Annotated in this window: 16 protein-coding genes; 11 read left to right on the top strand and 5 right to left on the bottom strand. The window is 60.8% G+C overall.

Translation table 11 applies throughout. From position 1 onward, the window contains the following. Positions 1–217 (top strand): hypothetical protein (locus tag QLG12_RS14180; protein WP_282474735.1); only part of this gene is annotated, 217 nt, incomplete at its 5' end. Beyond that, positions 210–2102 (top strand): penicillin-binding protein 2, encoded by a 1893-nt coding sequence (gene mrdA / locus QLG12_RS14175; protein ID WP_011335218.1) that lies wholly within the window; start codon positions 210–212, stop codon positions 2100–2102. The genes QLG12_RS14180 and mrdA, both read left to right, overlap by 8 nt. Positions 2103–2114: 12 nt before the next feature. Here mrdA and QLG12_RS14170 read toward each other — a convergent pair whose 3' ends face one another. Then, entirely contained in the window at positions 2115–3074 is a 960-nt protein-coding gene (locus QLG12_RS14170) for a LysR family transcriptional regulator (protein WP_282474734.1), read from the bottom strand. Between the two features lie 144 nt (positions 3075–3218). Between QLG12_RS14170 and QLG12_RS14165 the strand changes: the two genes are divergently transcribed. The 3 genes from QLG12_RS14165 to QLG12_RS14155 are packed head-to-tail and all read left to right on the top strand — an operon-like array spanning position 3219 to position 6198. Then, positions 3219–4520 (top strand): MFS transporter, encoded by a 1302-nt coding sequence (locus QLG12_RS14165; RefSeq protein ID WP_197869928.1) that lies wholly within the window; start codon positions 3219–3221, stop codon positions 4518–4520. Next, positions 4517–5272 (top strand): class II aldolase/adducin family protein, encoded by a 756-nt coding sequence (locus QLG12_RS14160; RefSeq protein WP_011335215.1) that lies wholly within the window; start codon positions 4517–4519, stop codon positions 5270–5272. The genes QLG12_RS14165 and QLG12_RS14160 overlap by 4 nt, the downstream gene beginning before the upstream one ends. Beyond that, positions 5269–6198, top strand: a complete 930-nt coding sequence (locus QLG12_RS14155; RefSeq protein ID WP_282474733.1) for a glyoxylate/hydroxypyruvate reductase A — start codon at positions 5269–5271, stop codon at positions 6196–6198. Before QLG12_RS14160 ends, QLG12_RS14155 begins: the two co-directional genes overlap by 4 nt. On the opposite strand, the gene QLG12_RS14150 is transcribed toward QLG12_RS14155, so the two are convergent. After that, complete coding sequence (locus QLG12_RS14150) at positions 6192–7127, bottom strand: LysR family transcriptional regulator (protein WP_282474732.1); 936 nt, start codon at positions 7125–7127, stop codon at positions 6192–6194. The two genes, QLG12_RS14155 and QLG12_RS14150, sit on opposite strands and share 7 nt — an antisense overlap. Before the next feature lie 161 nt (positions 7128–7288). On the opposite strand from QLG12_RS14150, the gene QLG12_RS14145 reads away from it, so the two are divergent. The 3 genes from QLG12_RS14145 to QLG12_RS14135 are packed head-to-tail and all read left to right on the top strand — an operon-like array spanning position 7289 to position 10889. Continuing rightward, positions 7289–8599 carry an MFS transporter gene (locus QLG12_RS14145; RefSeq protein WP_282474731.1) on the top strand — a complete coding sequence of 437 codons (1311 nt, stop codon included), beginning with the start codon at positions 7289–7291 and terminating at the stop codon, positions 8597–8599. A gap of 22 nt (positions 8600–8621) precedes the next feature. After that, positions 8622–9860, top strand: coding sequence for a Zn-dependent hydrolase (locus tag QLG12_RS14140; RefSeq protein WP_197869932.1), 1239 nt, complete (start codon positions 8622–8624; stop codon positions 9858–9860). Between the two features lie 3 nt (positions 9861–9863). Further along, a complete protein-coding gene (locus tag QLG12_RS14135) occupies positions 9864–10889 on the top strand; it encodes a histone deacetylase family protein (RefSeq protein WP_197869933.1) in 1026 nt (341 codons plus the stop codon). A gap of 139 nt (positions 10890–11028) precedes the next feature. On the opposite strand, the gene QLG12_RS14130 is transcribed toward QLG12_RS14135, so the two are convergent. After that, on the bottom strand, positions 11029–11433 hold the full coding sequence (locus QLG12_RS14130; RefSeq protein WP_064381126.1) for a lysozyme inhibitor LprI family protein: 405 nt from the start codon (positions 11431–11433) through the stop codon (positions 11029–11031). 55 nt (positions 11434–11488) lie between these two features. Next, complete coding sequence (locus QLG12_RS14125; RefSeq protein WP_197869934.1) at positions 11489–12409, bottom strand: ADP-ribosylglycohydrolase family protein; 921 nt, start codon at positions 12407–12409, stop codon at positions 11489–11491. A gap of 196 nt (positions 12410–12605) precedes the next feature. Here QLG12_RS14125 and QLG12_RS14120 point away from each other — a divergent pair, with 196 nt between their 5' ends. Next, a complete protein-coding gene (locus tag QLG12_RS14120; protein WP_282474730.1) occupies positions 12606–13094 on the top strand; it encodes an SRPBCC family protein in 489 nt (162 codons plus the stop codon). A 353-nt stretch (positions 13095–13447) separates the two neighbouring features. Here the strand turns inward: QLG12_RS14120 and acnA are convergent, their stop codons facing one another. Continuing rightward, entirely contained in the window at positions 13448–16189 is a 2742-nt protein-coding gene (acnA, locus tag QLG12_RS14115; RefSeq protein ID WP_282474729.1) for an aconitate hydratase AcnA, read from the bottom strand. A 221-nt stretch (positions 16190–16410) separates the two neighbouring features. Between acnA and rlmM the strand changes: the two genes are divergently transcribed. Continuing rightward, entirely contained in the window at positions 16411–17484 is a 1074-nt protein-coding gene (rlmM, locus tag QLG12_RS14110; RefSeq protein WP_085686846.1) for a 23S rRNA (cytidine(2498)-2'-O)-methyltransferase RlmM, read from the top strand. Positions 17485–17549: 65 nt separating this feature from the next. Continuing rightward, entirely contained in the window at positions 17550–17801 is a 252-nt protein-coding gene (gene tusA, locus QLG12_RS14105; RefSeq protein ID WP_011335204.1) for a sulfurtransferase TusA, read from the top strand. The last annotated feature ends 49 nt before the right edge of the window (positions 17802–17850 follow it).

Here is a 17850-nt window from a genome sequence, read left to right as displayed (position 1 = left end):
TTCCGAAACCCCAATTGCGAAAGCAGTTGGGGTTTTGTTTTGCCCGCAGGAAAGTGCTGGAAAAACCTCCAGCCGTCTCGACCGGAACCATTGGGGAAATCCTTCTGAAATGACCGCCCGGTTTTTGGTATGGTGCAGCTCGTTTTTTAACGGACTGATGTCACGTCCAAGGATCGGCGCTCATTTTTTGTCAAAGAGTGGCTGCAGAAATGCCTGAACCCATCCCTATCAAGGACCACGAAAAAGAAACGCGGCTGGTCAACAAACGCCTGATCGCCTGTGCCTTGTTCGTCTTCGCCATCAGTTGTGCCCTGGTGGTGCGCCTGTACATCCTGCAAGTCGTCGAGTTCGATTACCACTCGACCATCTCCGAAAACAATCGCGTCCATGTCCTGCCGATCCCGCCGACACGCGGCCTGATTTACGATCGCAACGGCGTGTTGCTGGCTGACAATCGTCCCAGCTACAACCTGACCATCACCCGCGAACGGGCGACTGACGTCAATCAAGAGCTGGATGAAGTCATCAACCTCCTGCACCTGCCCGCCGAAGACCGCGCAGTCTTTGACAAAGCCATGAAGCAGTCGCGTCATCCGTTTACACCCGTAACGCTGTTCTATGAGCTAACCGAAGAACAGATCGCCGTGCTGGCAGTTAACGAGTTCCGTCTACCGGGCCTGGATGTCGAGCCACAATTCGTTCGTAACTACCCGTTGGGTGCGCACTTTGCACACTCGATCGGATACGTTGGCCGTATCAACGAAAAAGAATCCAAAACCCTCGACTCCGTCGAATACCGTGGCACCCAATCCATCGGCAAGACGGGTATAGAACGCTTCTACGAGCCACAACTGCACGGCCACGTCGGATACGAGGAAGTAGAGACCAACGCACAAGGTCGCGTACTACGGGTTCTGAAACACACCGATCCGATACCAGGCAAAAACATTGTTCTAAGTCTCGACGTCAAACTCCAGGAGGCCGCCGAAGCTGCATTGGGCGACCGCCGCGGCTCGGTGGTTGCGCTGGATCCATCGACCGGCGAAGTGCTGGCCATGGTCAGCAATCCGAGTTTCGACCCCAATCTGTTCGTGACCGGCATCAGCTCCAAGGAATATTCCGCGCTGCGCGATTCCATCGACCGCCCGCTGTTCAACCGCGTTTTGCGCGGCCTGTATGCACCCGGTTCGACGATCAAGCCGGAAGTGGCCATCGCTGGCCTCGACGCCGGAGTCGTCACTCCACAAACCCGAGTCTTCGATCCTGGCTATTACCAACTGCCGGATTTCGATCACAAGTACCGCAACTGGAACCACAGCGGTGATGGCTGGGTGGACATGGACGCAGCGATCATGCGGTCCAACGACACCTACTTCTACGACCTGGCGCACAAGCTCGGCATCGATCGCCTGCATGACTACATGGCGATGTTCGGCCTCGGCGAGAAAGTCTCGCTCGACATGTTCGAGGAGTCACCGGGTCTGATGCCGTCCCAGGCCTGGAAACGTGCAACTCGTCGTCAGGCCTGGTTCCCTGGCGAAACCGTGATCCTCGGCATCGGTCAGGGCTACATGCAAGTCACGCCGCTGCAACTGGCTCAAGCCACCGCACTGATTGCCAACAAGGGCGTCTGGAACCGTCCGCACCTGGCCAAGACCGTGGATGGTGTGGCACCGGTGGACGAGCACCCGATGCCGAACATCCTGCTCAAGGATCCGCGTGACTGGGAGCAGGTCAACCACGGCATGCAGATGGTGATGCACGATGCCCGAGGCATTGCTCGTGCGGCAGCGGCCGGTGCGCAATATCGCATCGCCGGCAAGAGTGGTACGGCGCAAGTGGTGGCGATCAAGCAGGGTGAGCGCTACAACCGCGAGAAAACCCTCGAACGTCACCGTGACAACGCCTTGTTCGTTGGCTTTGCGCCCGCCGAACATCCGAAAATCGCGATCTCGGTCATGATCGAAAACGGCGAGGCCGGTGGTCGAGTTGCAGGTCCGGTGGTGCGGCAGATCATGGACGCCTGGCTACTCGACCAGGACGGTCACCTCAAGCCGCAATACGCGGCGCCGACCAAAGCGCCGGGCGATCCTCACGTGTAACTCGCTCCAGCTTCACAGCACAGGCTCACGCAAGCTGAGCATGTGCTGGAAGCTGTCGAGGAATACCGTTTCCGCCTGAGTCATCTTCTGCTCGCGGTTCCATAGCAGCTGAATATCGAAATCCACCACCCCATCCTCCGGCGGCAAGCGCCACAGCAAACCCTGTTCGACATCCCGTCGCACCAGGTGAATCGGCAAGCAACCAATCCCGAACCCTGCACAGATCAGGCGATAAATCTCTTCGAAACTGGTGGAGGATGCGACGATCTTGCCGGTAAACCCCTGCTGGTCACGAAACAGCGTCAATGGCGAAAGATTGCCGCCGAGCTGATCACTGGTGAAGCTGACAAAGTTCTCCGCCGCCAGTTGCTCCAGCGTCAGCTTCTGCTGCCCGAACAGTCGATGTCGCTGTCCGCAAAAGTACGCATAGCGCTCACGAAACAGTACTCGTTGCTCCAACCTTGGTTGGGGCAATCGACACAGTCCGACGCCGACCGTAGCAGTCTTTTGCAGCAGTGAGCTGATGATGTTCGAGCTGCCCATCACCTCGACTTCCAGCTCGATTTTCGGGTGAGTTTCGTGGAAATCCGCAAGAAACTCATCGTAATGCCGCGCCTGAACGCCACTGACGGTGAGGATACGGATCTTGCCCACCACGTCGTCATGGCGATTCTCGACCACGGTGCCCAGACGGGAAATATCGCCGTAGATATCCGCCGCAATCCGCAGGACTTCCTCCCCGGTTTCCGTCAGATCAAAGCGCCGGCCGCTGCGCGCAATCAACACACAATCCAGTTGTTCTTCGAGACGTTTCAACGCCTGGCTGACTGCCGACTGGGTGATGTGCAAGCGTGCAGCTGCACGGCTCATGCTGCCTTCCTGACCGATCACCAGATAGGTGCGCAACAGGTTCCAGTCGAGCCGGTCATTGAGAAAACGTCGGCCGATCCAGGGATTGGCGGAGGAGGTCATATAGTAGTCACGCTAATAGTAAAGATAAGTTTTTGAAAATTGACTAATCCTGTCACGGAAGCGATAAAGCCCACAAGCGCCACAGAGCGCGACCTTCAGCCGCTTCGACACCTGCCAAAAACTATAAATACACAGGGTTCTTGCATGCACACCACCGCTCAGCCGCGTCGCGCCGCGGCCGCTGCCTTCATTGGCACGACCATCGAATTCTACGATTTCTACATCTACGCCACCGCCGCGGCACTGGTGCTCGGGCAAGTGTTCTTTCCCAGCAGCGATCCGGTGACCAGCACACTCGCGGCGTTCGGTAGTTTCGCCGTCGGCTTCATCGCCCGCCCGATGGCCGGGATGGTGTTCGGACATCTGGGTGATCGCCTCGGTCGCAAGAAAATGCTGCTGGTAACCATGGCTTTAATGGGCCTCGCCACCGCTGGTATTGGTCTATTGCCGAGCTACGCCAGCGTCGGCATCTGGGCGCCGATCGGGTTGATCGTATTACGCCTTATCCAGGGCATCTCCGTCGGCGGCGAGTGGGGCGGGGCGGTGTTGATGGCCAGCGAACACGCGCCGGCCAAACGCAAAACCTTCTACGCTTCGTTCGCCCAGCTCGGCAGTCCGGCGGGTTTGCTGCTGGCGTTGATCGCGTTTCGACTGGTGACGTCGCTGTCGCCGGAAGACTTCCTCGCCTGGGGCTGGCGTCTGCCGTTTCTTGCCAGCGGCGTGCTGATGATGGTCGGTCTGATGATCCGTTCCGGGGTGCATGAATCGCCGGAGTTCGCCAAGGCCAGGGACAACAACGAAACCGCCAAATACCCGGTGAAAGACGTAATCCGTCAGTGCTGGCGGCAGATCCTGTTCGCGGCCGCCGCCGTCACCATCGGCTCGGCCGGGTTCTTCTTCACCAACACGTTCATGATCACCTACGTAACCCAATATCAGGGCATCCCAAGGGCGACCATTCTCGACTGCCTGTTCCTGGTGACGATCATTCAATTGCTCTCGCAACCGTTGTCGGCGCTGCTCGCCGAGCGCATCGGCGAGGGCCGATTCCTGATGCTGGTGGCGTTGCTGTGCATGGTCACGCCGTACCCGATGTTCCTCCTGGTCGGCACTCAGAACATTCTGTTGATGACCCTCGGCATCGCCGTCGCGGTGGTGATTCTCTCGGCCCTGTACGCGGTGATCGCCGGGTACATGACCCAGGCCTTCCCGGTGCATCTGCGCTATTCGGGCATCTCCATCGCTTACCAACTGAGCTGCGCAGTGGCCGGCGGCACCACGCCGCTGATCGGTACGCTGCTGGCCAGCAAGTTCTCCGGGCAGTGGCTGCCATTGGCGGTGTTCTTCACGTTGCTGTCGGCCCTGTCTCTGATCGGTGTCTGTGGCCTCGCACGTCTGCGGGCCAACCCGGTCACCCTTCATACCAACAAAGAGGTGTTTTCGTGAGTAAGCCCGCCCACATTGACCCGATCGAATGGCAAGCCCGTTGCGAGCTCGCGGCCTTGTACCGCCTGATCGCGCACTTTCGCATGACCGACCTGATCGACACCCACATCACGCTGCGGATTCCGGGGCCAGAGCATCATTTCCTGATCAATCGCTACGGCGTGATCTTCGACCGCATGCGCGCCTCGGATCTGGTGCGTATCGATCAGGACGGGCGCATCGTCGACCCTGAATACGCCGGGCATCGGGTCAACGCCGCCGGTTTCGTGATCCATTCGGCGATCCACATGGCGCGGCCGGATCTGAACTGCGTGATTCACACCCACACCGCTGCCGGCATGGCCGTCGCTGCACAGAAACAAGGCCTGCTGCCGATCAGTCAGCACGCGCTGAAGTTCTACGGAAAACTCGCTTACCACACCTACGAAGGCATCGCCTTGTCGCTGGACGAGCGCGAGCGGTTGATCGCCGACCTCGGCCCGCATCGGGCGATGATCCTGCGCAACCACGGTTTGCTGGTCGGTGGCTCCGGGGTGGCCCAGGCGTTCCAGGAAATCCACTTTCTGGAGCGTGCCTGCCAGGCCCAAGTGCAGGCGCTGGCCGGCGGTTGCGAGCTGCATTTCCCGTCGCCGGAAGTCTGCGCCCACACCGCCGAACAGTTCGACCGCGATGAGCAGGACAACATCATCGACCTGGCCTGGGAAGCCGCACTGACCCTGATCGAATCCCAGCGCGAGTCCTATCTGTCATGAACACCGTTGCACTGATGTCCCGCGACACGCTGTTGCTCAAACAATTGCAGGAAGCCTTTGCCCGCCGTGCACCGCAGCTTTCAGCGGTGCTGGCCGACGATCCCCGGGCGGCGAATGCGCAAATCGCGGCGTGCTGGTTTCCGCTGCCGGACAGCCTCGCCGCGTTGCCCAATCTGCAAGTGATTCACTCGGTTGCTGCCGGTATTGATCACCTGGAACACGATCCCTCGTGCCCGGATCTACCGGTATGCCGGGTGGTCGATCCGGGCCATCGCCAAGGCATGACTGAGTACGTACGCTGGGCGGTGATTCACTTTCATCGCGGCTTCGATCAGGTGCTGGAGCAACAGCGCCAACAGCATTGGGAGCGACCGCTGCAACGCCCGGCCCATGAGTTCCGGATCGGCGTGATGGGCCTCGGCTCGCTCGGCAGCGCGATTGCGCTAGACCTGGCCAGCGCCGGTTACCAGGTGCGGGGCTGGGCGCGCAGCAGCAAGGAGTTACCGGGTGTGCAGACCTTTGCCGGCACCGGTGCCTTCCACGCGTTTCTCGACGGCGTGGAGTTGCTGATCAATCTGTTGCCGCTGACTCGCGAAACTCGCGGCATCCTCAATCAGCAGACTTTCGAACGTCTGGCCAACGGCGCGGCACTGGTGAACGTCGGTCGCGGTGGGCACCTGAACATCGACGATCTGCAGCAGGCGCTGGCCCGCGGAAAACTGCGCGGTGCATTGCTAGATGTCTTCGAACAGGAACCGCTGCCCGCCGATCATCCGTTGTGGAAAACCCCGGGCGTGACCATCACCCCGCACATGGCCTCGGCGGCCTCCCACGATTGCATCGCCGAGCAGATCGCCGAGAACTTCCGCCGTCTGAATGCCGGTGAGCCTTTGCTCAACAGCGCGGATCGACTGCTCGGTTACTGATCCGCCAGACAGGCCTGCAAGCGTTCGATGAACAGTGTCTCGGCGCGGCTCATGCGCTGCTCGCGATTCCACAACAGATGAATGTCGACATCGGCAATCCCTCCGTGGGGCGGCAGGCGCCAGAGCAATCCGGCCTCGACGTCCGCCGCTACCACGTGCTCCGGCAGGCAACCGATACCGAACCCGGCGATCACCAGTCGCCGCACCTCTTCCAGGCTCGGCGAGGAGGCAACGATACGTCCGCTGAAGCCTTGCTGATCGCGAAAAATCGTCAGCGGCGAAAGCATCCCGCCAATCTGGTCACTGGTGAAACTGACGAAATTCTCCCGCTGCAAATCGCCTTCGCCGATGTCCTGTCGACCGAACAGCGCGTGGTGCTTGCCACAGAAAAACGCATAGCGCTGACGCAGAAACAGACGCTGTTCCAGACGCGGTTGCGGGCGGCGATTGAGGCTCAGGCCGAGGGTCGCGGTTTTCTCCTGAAGCGCGCTGACGATGTCCGAACTGCGCATCACATCCACCTCCAGATCCACCCTTGGATACTGCCGATGAAAGTCAGCAAGGAAGTCATCGAAGCGCTCGGAAAGGATCCGGCTGATGATCAGCAGTCGCACCTTGCCGATCACCTCGTCGGCCGGTTGCTCCAGCAGGCTGCTGACTTGGGACATCTGCCCGTAGATCTCGCCGGCCAGTTCGAAGATCTGCTCGCCGACTTCGGTGAGGGCAAATCGTGGGCCGCGCCGGGCGATCAACTGGCGACCCAATTGCTCCTCAAGACGCTTGAGCGCCTGGCTCACCGCCGGTTGGGTCAGGTGCAGACGCGCGGCGGCACGGCTGATGCTCAGCTCCTGGCCGATCACCCGGAAGGTGCGCAGCAGGTTCCAGTCGAGGCGGTCGTTGAGCAGGCGCTGGACGTCGCGTTCGGCCATGGGATTTCTCGATTATAAGGACGGGTAATACTCGGAATAATAAATAGAAAATTGACTAATCATAGCCCCGGAACGATAAATCACCCCACGACAGGCGCCGCCAGAGCGCCCTGGATTTACGTTTTCCTCCTGCCAAAAAAACAATCAAAGGAGCCCGACCCATGAAGCCCCACGCTTCGAACCAGCCGCGCCGTGCGGCGGCCGCAGCCTTCATCGGCACCATGATCGAGTGGTACGACTTTTACATCTACGCCACCGCCGCCGCGCTGGTGTTCGGTGCGCTGTTCTTTCCCTCCGACGATCCGCTGTTCAGCACCATGGCGGCGTTCGGCACCTTCGCCGTGGGCTTCTTCGCCCGGCCGTTGGGCGGGATCATTTTCGGTCATATCGGCGACCGCATCGGCCGCAAGAAATCCCTGATCATCACGCTGCTCATGATGGGTGTGGTCACGGTATGCATCGGTCTGCTGCCGACCTACGCGCAGATCGGCGCGACGGCGCCGGTGCTGCTGATTCTGCTGCGCATCGTCCAGGGCATCGCCGTCGGTGGCGAGTGGGGCGGGGCGGTGTTGATGGCTGGCGAACATGCGCCGAAGGGGCGGCGCAATTTCTTCGCGTCATTCGCACAACTGGGTAGTCCTGCGGGTTTGATTCTGTCGCTGCTGGCCTTCAGTGCCGTAACCCGTTTGCCCGAAGAAGACCTGATGAGCTGGGGCTGGCGTCTGCCGTTCCTCGCCAGTGCGCTGTTGCTGCTGGTGGGCCTGGCGATTCGTCTGGGTGTGAACGAATCGCCGGAATTCCTCGCCAGCCGCGAGCAGGCCAGCAAGCAAATCAAGAAAGAACAGGCGCCGGTAATGGAAGTCCTGCGCACCGCGTGGCGCCCGCTGTTGCTGTGCATCGGTGCCAACACGCTGGGCATCGCAGGGGTGTATTTCACCAACACCTTCATGATCGCCTACACCACTCAGCAACTGGCGCTGCCACGTTCGCTGATTCTCGAATGCCTGTTCTTCGTCGCGATCATCCAGTTCTGCATTCAGCCGCTGGCCGCGTGGGCGGCGGAGAAGATCGGCGCGACGCGATTCCTGAGCCTGGTATCGCTGTTGGCGATGGCCTCGCCGTACCCGATGTTCGTACTGGTCAGCTCGGCCCAGGCGCCGCTGATCATCCTCGGCATCGCGCTGGCGGTGGTGTGCATGGCCTCGTTCTACGCGGTGATTGCCGGGTACGTCAGCGGCATGTTCGAGACCCGCGTGCGCTACACCGCGATCTCGCTGGCCTATCAGATTTGCGGCGCGGTGGCCGGTGGGCTGACGCCGCTGATCGGCACCATGCTCGCGCACAAATTCACTGGGCAGTGGTGGCCGATGGCGGTGTTCTACAGCCTGATCGCCGGCATTTCGCTGGTCTGCGTGCTGTCCCTCGCTCGTCGTCACGCCAGCGCCCATCGCGCGGAAATGGCCCGTGCCTGACCCAGGAATTCAGGAGAACCTCATGTTGAAAATCAATGGCGAACGCCTGTGGGCGAGCCTGATGGCCATGGCCGAAGTCGGTGCGACAGCCCGAGGCGGCAGCTGCCGTCTGGCATTGAGCGACGAAGACAAGGCCGGTCGCGAACTGTTCGCCCACTGGTGCCGCGAAGCCGGCATGACCCTGAGCGTGGACGCCATCGGCAACCTGTTCGCCCGTCGCGCCGGCACCGATCCGGACGCCGCACCGGTGATGATGGGCAGCCACCTCGACACCCAGCCCGAGGGCGGGCGTTTCGATGGTGTCTACGGTGTGCTCGCCGGGCTGGAAGTGGTGCGTTGCCTCAACGACCTGAACATCCAGACCCGCAAACCGCTGGAAGTTGCGGTGTGGACCAACGAAGAAGGCGCACGCTTCACCCCGGCCATGTTTGGCTCGGCGGTGTTCACCGGGATCATGGATCTGAACGCCGCGCTGGCGGTGCGTGATGTCGATGGCATCAGCGTCGCAGAAGCATTGCAGCATACCGGTTACACCGGTGAGCGTCCGTTGGGCGGGGCGGTGGATGCGTATTTTGAAGCGCACATCGAGCAAGGCCCGATCCTTGAGGACAACGCCAAGAGCATCGGCGTGGTCACGGGCGGTCAGGCGATCCGCTGGCTCGATGTGCGCGTGGAAGGCATGGCCGCCCACGCCGGCACCACGCCGATGCCGCTGCGCAAAGACGCGCTCTACGGTGTGGCGCGGATGATTCAGGCAATCGAAGGTCTGGCCGCGGATTTTGCCCCCGAAGGCCTGACCACGGTCGGTGAGTTGAGCATCAACAAATCTTCGCGCAACACCATTCCGGGGCTGGTGAATTTCACCGTCGATCTGCGTCATCACCGCGACGACGCCATCGCCGCCATGGAGCAACAAGTCCGCGCCCGCTTGAAGGGGATCGCCGATGGCCGAGGCCTGAACCTGACGATCACCCCGCACTGGATCAGCCCGGCCACACCGTTCGACACCGAATGTGTGGCGGCCGTGCAAGAGGCGGTGGATGCGCTGGGCTACGCTCAGCAGTCGATTGTCAGCGGCGCCGGGCATGACGCGATTCACCTCGCGCGCTATTGCCCGACGGCGATGGTGTTCATTCCGTGCGTTGGCGGCTTGAGCCATAACGAAGCCGAGGACGTGTTGCCCGAAGATGTGAAGCAGGGCACCGATGTATTGCTCAACGCCGTGCTGGCTCGCGCCGGTCGAATCGAACAGGGAGCCTGAACCATGCGCAGTTTTTTCCACCCCGAACAATTGCTCCACCATCCACGCAGTTACTACTCGCGGGGGCAGATGCGCACGCCGCAGGAAGTGCCCGAGCGTGCGCAACGTTTGGTGCAGGCCGCCCACAGTCTGGGCTTCAGTGTCGAGCAGCCCGCCGATGCCGGTCTCGCGCCGTTGCTGGCGGTGCATGGCGCACCGTATCTGACCTTTCTTCAGGAAGCACACGCACGCTGGAAAGAAATCCCGGAAGACTGGGGGGACGAGGTGATGTCGAACATCTTCGTTCGCGAGCCCAACGCCTTGCGCGGCATCCTCGCTCAGGCGGCGCGGTATCTGGCGGACGGCAGTTGTCCGGTCGGCGAGCAGACCTGGCGCTCGGCCTACTGGTCGGCGCAAAGCGCAGTGGCCGGGGCTCAGGCGCTGATCGATGGCGAGCCGGCCGCTTACGCGCTGTGCCGTCCGCCGGGACATCATGCCCGTGCCGAAGCGGCGGGCGGTTTCTGCTACGTGAACAACGCGGCGGTGGCGGCGCAGGTGCTGCGCGACAAGTTTGAAAAGGTCGCGGTGCTCGATACCGACATGCACCACGGCCAGGGCATTCAGGAGATTTTCTACGACCGCGATGACGTGCTCTACGTCTCGGTGCATGGTGATCCGACCAACTTCTATCCGGGCGTCGCCGGGTTCGCCGACGAACGTGGCAGCGGCGCGGGGGAGGGCTTCAACCTCAACTTGCCGATGGCTCATGGTTCAAGCGAGGCGGATTTCCTTGGACAACTGGAAGTCGCATTGAACGCGGTGCGCGAGTTCGGCGCCGAGGTGCTGGTGCTGTCGCTGGGCTTCGACATCTATGAGCTTGACCCGCAAAGCAAGGTCGCCGTGACCCGCGAAGGTTTTGCAGCACTGGGCGAGCGGGTTCGCAGCCTGGGCCTGCCATGCCTGATCGTGCAGGAAGGCGGTTATCACCTGGAAAGTCTCGAAGACAACGCCCGGGCGTTTTTCGTGAATGGCGAGGTGTGGCAGATCTGAAATTCATGTGATCCAACAGGTCGCCATCGCTGACAAGCCAGCTCCCACAGGTATTTGTGCAGTTGCAGTTTTTTGTGATCGACACAAAACCTGTGGGAGCTGGCTTGCCAGCGATGAGGCCTTCAAAAACTCTGGAAAATCAGGCCCCAGGCACCGGGCAGCTCATGTCCCCTTCCTCACATTTCAAGTACTGCTTGAGCGCCTCGGTTCGCGTCTTTGTCACCGAGGCGATGCAGTTGTTGTAGATCAACGGATAAACACTCCCGCCTGCCACCCCGGATGCCGAAAACTTGCACTCGGCATCACGAAAGCCGATCCACGCCCGTTGCGCGCTCACCAGCAGTTTCTTGCCATCAGGGTTGTCCTTCAACCGGGCGGTAATCTGCTGATAAACCGCGTTCAACTCCTTGTCCGCCGCCTTGTTTTCCTGTGCGGCACATTGATTCATCGTCGCCTGATCGCTGGCATTGGCGCAGTCCACGGCAGCGTGAGCAACGGAAGTGAAAAGAAAAGGCGTCAGGGCCAGAAGCAGGCGTGGGGACATGAGTCATCTCGCTTTGATGAATGAACGTGCCGGGCAGTTTAGCGACTTCGTGGCGCTAAGAAGGTGTGCGATGTCTGGATGCGTTGAGCAACCGCTCGGCAGTCGCGGCGATTTCTTCTCCGTCATGCAGCTTTTCCAGCCACCCGGACGGGATTCCCTGCACACCATAATGGGCGCCGGCCAACTGGCCGACGATGGCGGCCGTGGTGTCTGCGTCATCGCCCAGATTGGCCGCTCGCAGGACGGCTGCGGCAAAACTGTCGGTGTGGTGGAAGCACCATAACGCCGCTTCCAGAGATTCAATGCAGTAGCCACTGCCGCGAATTTCGCGCTCGGTCTTGTGCAGGTAGTGACCCCGGGCGATCGCCGCCACCTTGGGTTGGCTGAAGACTGTTGGCGCCAGAGTGCGCAGATCCGCTTTCGATGCACCTTCCAGGGCCTTGCCGAGCAGTTCGGCAAACAGCTGGCAGCATTCGATGGCCTCGGGCGCCGCGTGTGTGGTGCGTGAACTGTCGGCGGCGAATCGCCTGATTTTCCGGGCATCGGGGAAATAAAACAGAACAACGGGGACCAGGCGCATCAACGAGCCGTTCCCGGCGCTATAGGGATCGGTGGCGCCGGCAAACGGCTCTCCGGTGTGTTGATAGCGATCCAGCGCCTGACTCACGGTCATGCCGATATCGAAACATTCGCCGGTCGAACTCAGATAACCCCATTGCCACCAGTTCAGATAGCGGCCCATCTGATCAGCGGCATCGAAGCCGTTTTTGTTCAGCAGACTTTCCGCCAGGCACAACGCCATCGAGGTGTCGTCGGTCCATTGACCGGGCTTCAGGTGAAACGGCCCGCCGCCGACCATGTCGGTCAGGGGCTGGAAGCTGCCGCGAGGCTGGAATTCGACGGTGGTTCCCACGGCATCGCCGCACGCCAGGCCGAGCAGGGCGCCACGATAACGTTCGGGGAGGGAGAGCTGCATGATGACGTCCTTGTGTCGTTCAATTCGCTGGGAACGTTAGCAGTTTCGCCGCGCTGATCCGTGCGCATTCTGACGAACCGGTGATCCAAAATACTGCCGGATATTTCCATCAGACCTGATCGTTGCACTGGATTGATACAACTTCGCATTGGACATGTGGTCATACAAGCCTACTGTTCAAAACAGGAGGTGACGTATGAAACCAGTACCCAACAGCTTTGAACGCAAGATCATGCTCAGGTCGCCGCGCTCTCATGTCTGGCGCGCCCTGGTCGATGCCGAGGCGTTCGGCCAGTGGTTCGGCGTTGCGCTGGAAGGCCGGCGGTTTATCGCCGGCGAATGGACGCAGGGGCAGGTCACTTACCCCGGTTATGAACATGTGCTCTGGAACGTGCTGGTGGAGCGAGTCGAGCCGCAGCAGCTGTTCTCCTTCCGCTGGCACCCGTACGCGGTGAACCCGAAAATCGACTACTCCCAGGAACCGACCACGCTCGTCAAATTCGAACTGCAGGACTACGAGAACGGCACGCTGCTGAAGGTCTCCGAATCAGGCTTTGCGCACATCCCCAACGTGCGCCAGAAAGAGGCGTACTACATGGACAGTCGGGGCTGGGAGGAGCAGTTGAGCCGACTCGAACATTTCCTCACGGAGAGCGACCGGGCCCGCGAGCGTGAAGGTGGCTGATCTCGACCTGTTCAGTCCGTGGCTGAAAGTCGCGCAACTGGCGGCTTTTGCGCTTGATGCCTGACATGTCTAAGGGTTTTCGGAAGGCCTGCTATGGCGAATGTCTTACACGCGCTGGTAGCTTTTTCGACTATTGCCGATTGGATCCAGAGCGTAATCTAGCCTCATCAACTGAAGCACAGGGAGTGTTTCAGGATCACGGATGATCGACCATTAGCAAGGATCGCTGCCGACAGGGAGTCGATAATGGTCTTGGGAAAAACCCGCTTCGGCGGGTTTTTTTTCGCCTGCAGAAAAGTGTCACGTTCAAACAGAAACACCGCCGATCCGGCGGTGTTTCTGCGTCTGCAGGTTTACGAGGCGATCAACTGGCGCAACACGTAATGCAGGATCCCGCCTGACTTGAAGTACTCCACCTCATTCAAGGTATCAATGCGGCACAGCACTTCGATCTTTTCCTGACGCCCGTCTTCACGAGTGATGACCAGGGTCAGGTTCATACGTGGCGTCAGCTCGACGCCGCTCAGACCCTGAATATCCAGGGTTTCCTTGCCGGTGAGGTTCAGGCTCTTGCGATTCTGATCCAGCTTGAACTGCAACGGCAGCACGCCCATGCCCACCAGGTTGGAACGGTGGATGCGCTCGAAGCTTTCGGCGATCACCGCTTTCACGCCCAGCAGATTGGTGCCCTTCGCCGCCCAGTCTCGGCTGGAACCGGTGCCGTATTCTTGGCCGGCAATCACCACCAGCGGCGTACCCGAGGCCTGGTAGCGCATGGCCGCGTCGTAGATCGCCAGTTTCTCGCCGGTCGGAATGTAGATCGTGTTGCCGCCTTCCTCGCCGCCGAGCATTTCGTTGCGGATACGGATGTTGGCAAACGTGCCGCGCATCATCACTTCGTGGTTGCCCCGGCGTGAACCGTAGGAATTGAAGTCCCTTGGCTCCACGCCTTGCTCACGCAAGTAACGCCCGGCCGGGCTGTCGGCCTTGATGTTGCCGGCGGGGGAGATGTGGTCGGTGGTCACCGAATCGCCCAATAGCGCCAGCACTCGAGCACCTTTTACATCGGCGATCACCGGCAAAGGCCCGGCAATGTCATCGAAGAACGGCGGATGCTGGATGTAAGTCGAATCCTTCTGCCAGACGTAAGTCGCGGCTTGCGGCACTTCGATGGCTTGCCACTGTTCGTCACCGGCAAACACTTCGGCGTATTCCTTGTGGAACATCGCGGTGTTGACTTGATTCACCGCGTCGGCGATTTCCTTGCTGCTCGGCCAGATGTCGCGCAGGTACACCGGGTTACCCTGTTGGTCGTTACCCAGCGGTTCGCTGCTGATGTCGGTGCGCACACTGCCGGCCAGGGCGTAAGCGACGACCAGCGGTGGCGAGGCCAGCCAGTTGGTTTTCACCAGCGGATGCACCCGGCCCTCGAAGTTGCGGTTACCGGACAGCACCGAAGCCACGGTCAGGTCGGCTTTCTGGATGGCTTTTTCGATCGGTTCAGGCAGCGGCCCGGAGTTGCCGATGCAAGTGGTGCAGCCGTATCCGACCAGCGAAAAACCGAGCTGATCAAGGTACTGCGTCAATCCGGCGGCCTTGTAGTAATCGGTGACGACTTTCGAACCCGGAGCCAGCGAGCTCTTCACCCACGGCTTGCGGGTCAGGCCTTTTTCCACGGCTTTTTTCGCCAGCAGGCCGGCGGCCATCATCACGCTCGGGTTGGAAGTGTTGGTACAGGAGGTGATCGCGGCAATCACCACCGCACCGTTTTTCAGGCGATAGGTGTGGCCGTCGTACTCATAATCCGTTTCGCCGACCAGATCGGCATTGCCCACGGCCACGCCACCGCCGCCCTCGCTCTCCAGGCGTCCTTCTTCCTTGCTGGTGGGTTTGAACTGCAAGTCGAGGAAATCACTGAACGCTTGGCCGACATTCGGCAGCGAGACGCGGTCCTGCGGGCGTTTCGGCCCGGCGAGGCTGGCTTCGACACTGCCCATGTCCAGCGCCAGGCTGTCGGTGAACACCGGTTCCTGACCGGGCAGGCGCCACAGGCCCTGAGCCTTGGTGTAAGCCTCGACCAGTTTCACCACTTCCGGCGGACGGCCGGACAGGCGCAGGTAGTCCAAGGTCACGTCATCCACCGGGAAGAAGCCGCAGGTCGCGCCATATTCCGGGGCCATGTTGGCGATGGTCGCGCGATCGGCCAGCGGCAAGTCGGCGAGGCCGTCGCCATAGAATTCGACGAATTTGCCGACCACACCTTTCTTGCGCAGCATCTGGGTCACGGTCAGCACCAGGTCGGTGGCGGTAATCCCTTCCTTGAGCTTGCCGGTGAGTTTGAAGCCGATTACTTCGGGAATCAGCATCGACACCGGTTGCCCGAGCATCGCCGCTTCCGCCTCGATCCCGCCGACGCCCCAGCCAAGTACGCCGAGACCGTTGATCATGGTGGTGTGGGAGTCGGTGCCGACCAGCGTGTCGGGGAAGGCATAGGTGCGGCCGTCTTCGTCCTTGGTCCACACGGTGCGGCCGAGGTATTCGAGGTTGACCTGGTGGCAGATCCCGGTACCTGGCGGCACCACACTGAAGTTGTCGAAGGCGCTCTGGCCCCAGCGCAGGAAGGCATAGCGTTCGCCGTTGCGCTGCATTTCGATGTCGACGTTCTGTTCGAAGGCGCTGGCGCTGGCGAATTTGTCGACCATCACCGAGTGGTCGATCACCAGATCCACCGGAGAAAGCGGGTTGATTCGCTGCGGATCACCGCCGGCTTTGGCCATGGCGGCGCGCATCGCGGCCAGATCGACCACGGCCGGTACGCCGGTGAAGTCCTGCATCAGCACGCGGGCAGGGCGGTACTGGATTTCGCGGTCGGAGCGACGCTCCTTGAGCCACGCGGCGATCGCCTTGAGGTCGGCGCCGGTGACGGTTTTTTCATCTTCCCAGCGCAGCAGGTTTTCCAGCAGGACTTTTAGCGACATCGGCAACCTGTCGAGATCGCCCAAGGTCTTGGCGGCATCCGGCAGGCTGAAATAGTGGTAGGTCTTGTCATCGACTTTCAGGGTTTTCAGTGAATTCAGACTATCGAGGGACGGCATTACGATCACTCCTTTGAGTCCGCACGGCTACGGACTGAGGGGACGGGCAGAGCTATCAACGTAGCCCTGTTTTCAGTAGCTGGCTAATAACTGGACTCTATGGGCAAGTCCAAGGTTCCGACTTGGGCTATCATGCGCCGGTTTTCGTGACAGGCTTTGCTTCAGCGCAGGTCTGGGCATCGCGCAGGGGATGAATGATCGCCCTCTGCCCAGGAGTAAGAATGAACACCCTATTCATGCATTGCCGGCCAGGCTTCGAAGGCGAAGTCTGCTCGGAGATTTCCGACCTCGCCGCCCAATTGAATGTGGCCGGCTACGCCAAGGCCAAACCGGCCACCGCTTGCGCCGAGTTTGTCTGCACCGAAGAAGACGGCGCTGAGCGCCTGATGCGCGGTCAGCGTTTCGCCGAGCTGATCTTCCCGCGCCAATGGGCGCGCGGGTTTTTCATCGATCTGCCGGAAAACGACCGCATCAGCGTGATCCTCGCGCACATGGCTGAATTCCCGGTGTGTGGCAGCCTGTGGCTGGAAGTCGTCGACACCAACGACGGCAAGGAACTGTCGAACTTCTGCAAGAAGTTCGAAGGCCCGCTGCGCAAGGCCCTGACCGGCGCCGGCAAACTGGTGGACGACGCCAGCAAGCCGCGTCTGCTGCTGACCTTCAAGAGCGGCCGTGAGGTGTTTCTCGGTCTGGCCGACGCCGGTAACTCGGCAATGTGGCCGATGGGCATTCCGCGTCTGAAGTTCCCGCGTGAGGCGCCGAGCCGTTCGACCCTGAAACTGGAAGAGGCCTGGCACCACTTCATTCCCCGCGACCAGTGGGAAGATCGTCTGCACAGCGACATGACCGGCGTCGACCTCGGCGCGGCGCCGGGCGGCTGGACCTGGCAACTGGTCAATCGCGGCATGCTGGTAACGGCTATCGACAACGGCCCGATGGCCGAAAGCCTGATGGACACCGGTCTGGTGCAGCACCTGATGGCTGACGGCTTCACCTTCAAGCCCAAGCAGCCGGTGGACTGGATGGTTTGCGACATCGTCGAGAAACCGGCGCGCAACGCTGCGATGCTCGAAGAGTGGATCGGCGAGGGGCATTGCCGGGAAGCGGTGGTCAACCTGAAATTGCCGATGAAGCAGCGTTATGCCGAAGTGAAGCGCTTGCTTGAACGCATCGCCGACGGGTTCAAGGCCCGGGGGATCAAGGTCGACATCGGTTGCAAACAGCTTTACCACGACCGCGAGGAAGTGACCTGCCATTTGCGCCGCCATGACGTGAAGAAAGCCAAAGCCCGCTGAGCGCGCGACAGGTGACCGAACACCCGGCATTGGGCGACAATGCCGGCCAGTTTCAGGAGTGAATCATGAGTGAAATGATCAATACGCCGGTCGACGGCACCCTCGACGCCACGGGCCTCAACTGCCCGGAGCCGGTGATGATGCTGCACCAGCACATCCGTGACCTGGTGCCCGGCGGCCTGCTCAAGGTGATCGCCACCGACCCGTCGACCCGCCGCGACATCCCCAAGTTCTGCGTGTTTCTCGACCATGAACTGGTGGGGCAGCACGAAGAGGCCGGGACCTATCTGTACTGGATCCGCAAGAAGTCCGGTTGATCGAAAGGCAAAAAAAGACCTGCAAATGCAGGTCTTTTTTTATGGCCGG

This window comes from Pseudomonas sp. V88_4, from assembly GCF_029967985.1.
GTDB classification, from domain to species: Bacteria; Pseudomonadota; Gammaproteobacteria; order Pseudomonadales; family Pseudomonadaceae; genus Aquipseudomonas; species Aquipseudomonas glycinae.
The sequence above is the reverse complement of the archived record's forward strand: the minus strand, read 5'-3'. Positions and strand labels throughout refer to the sequence as shown.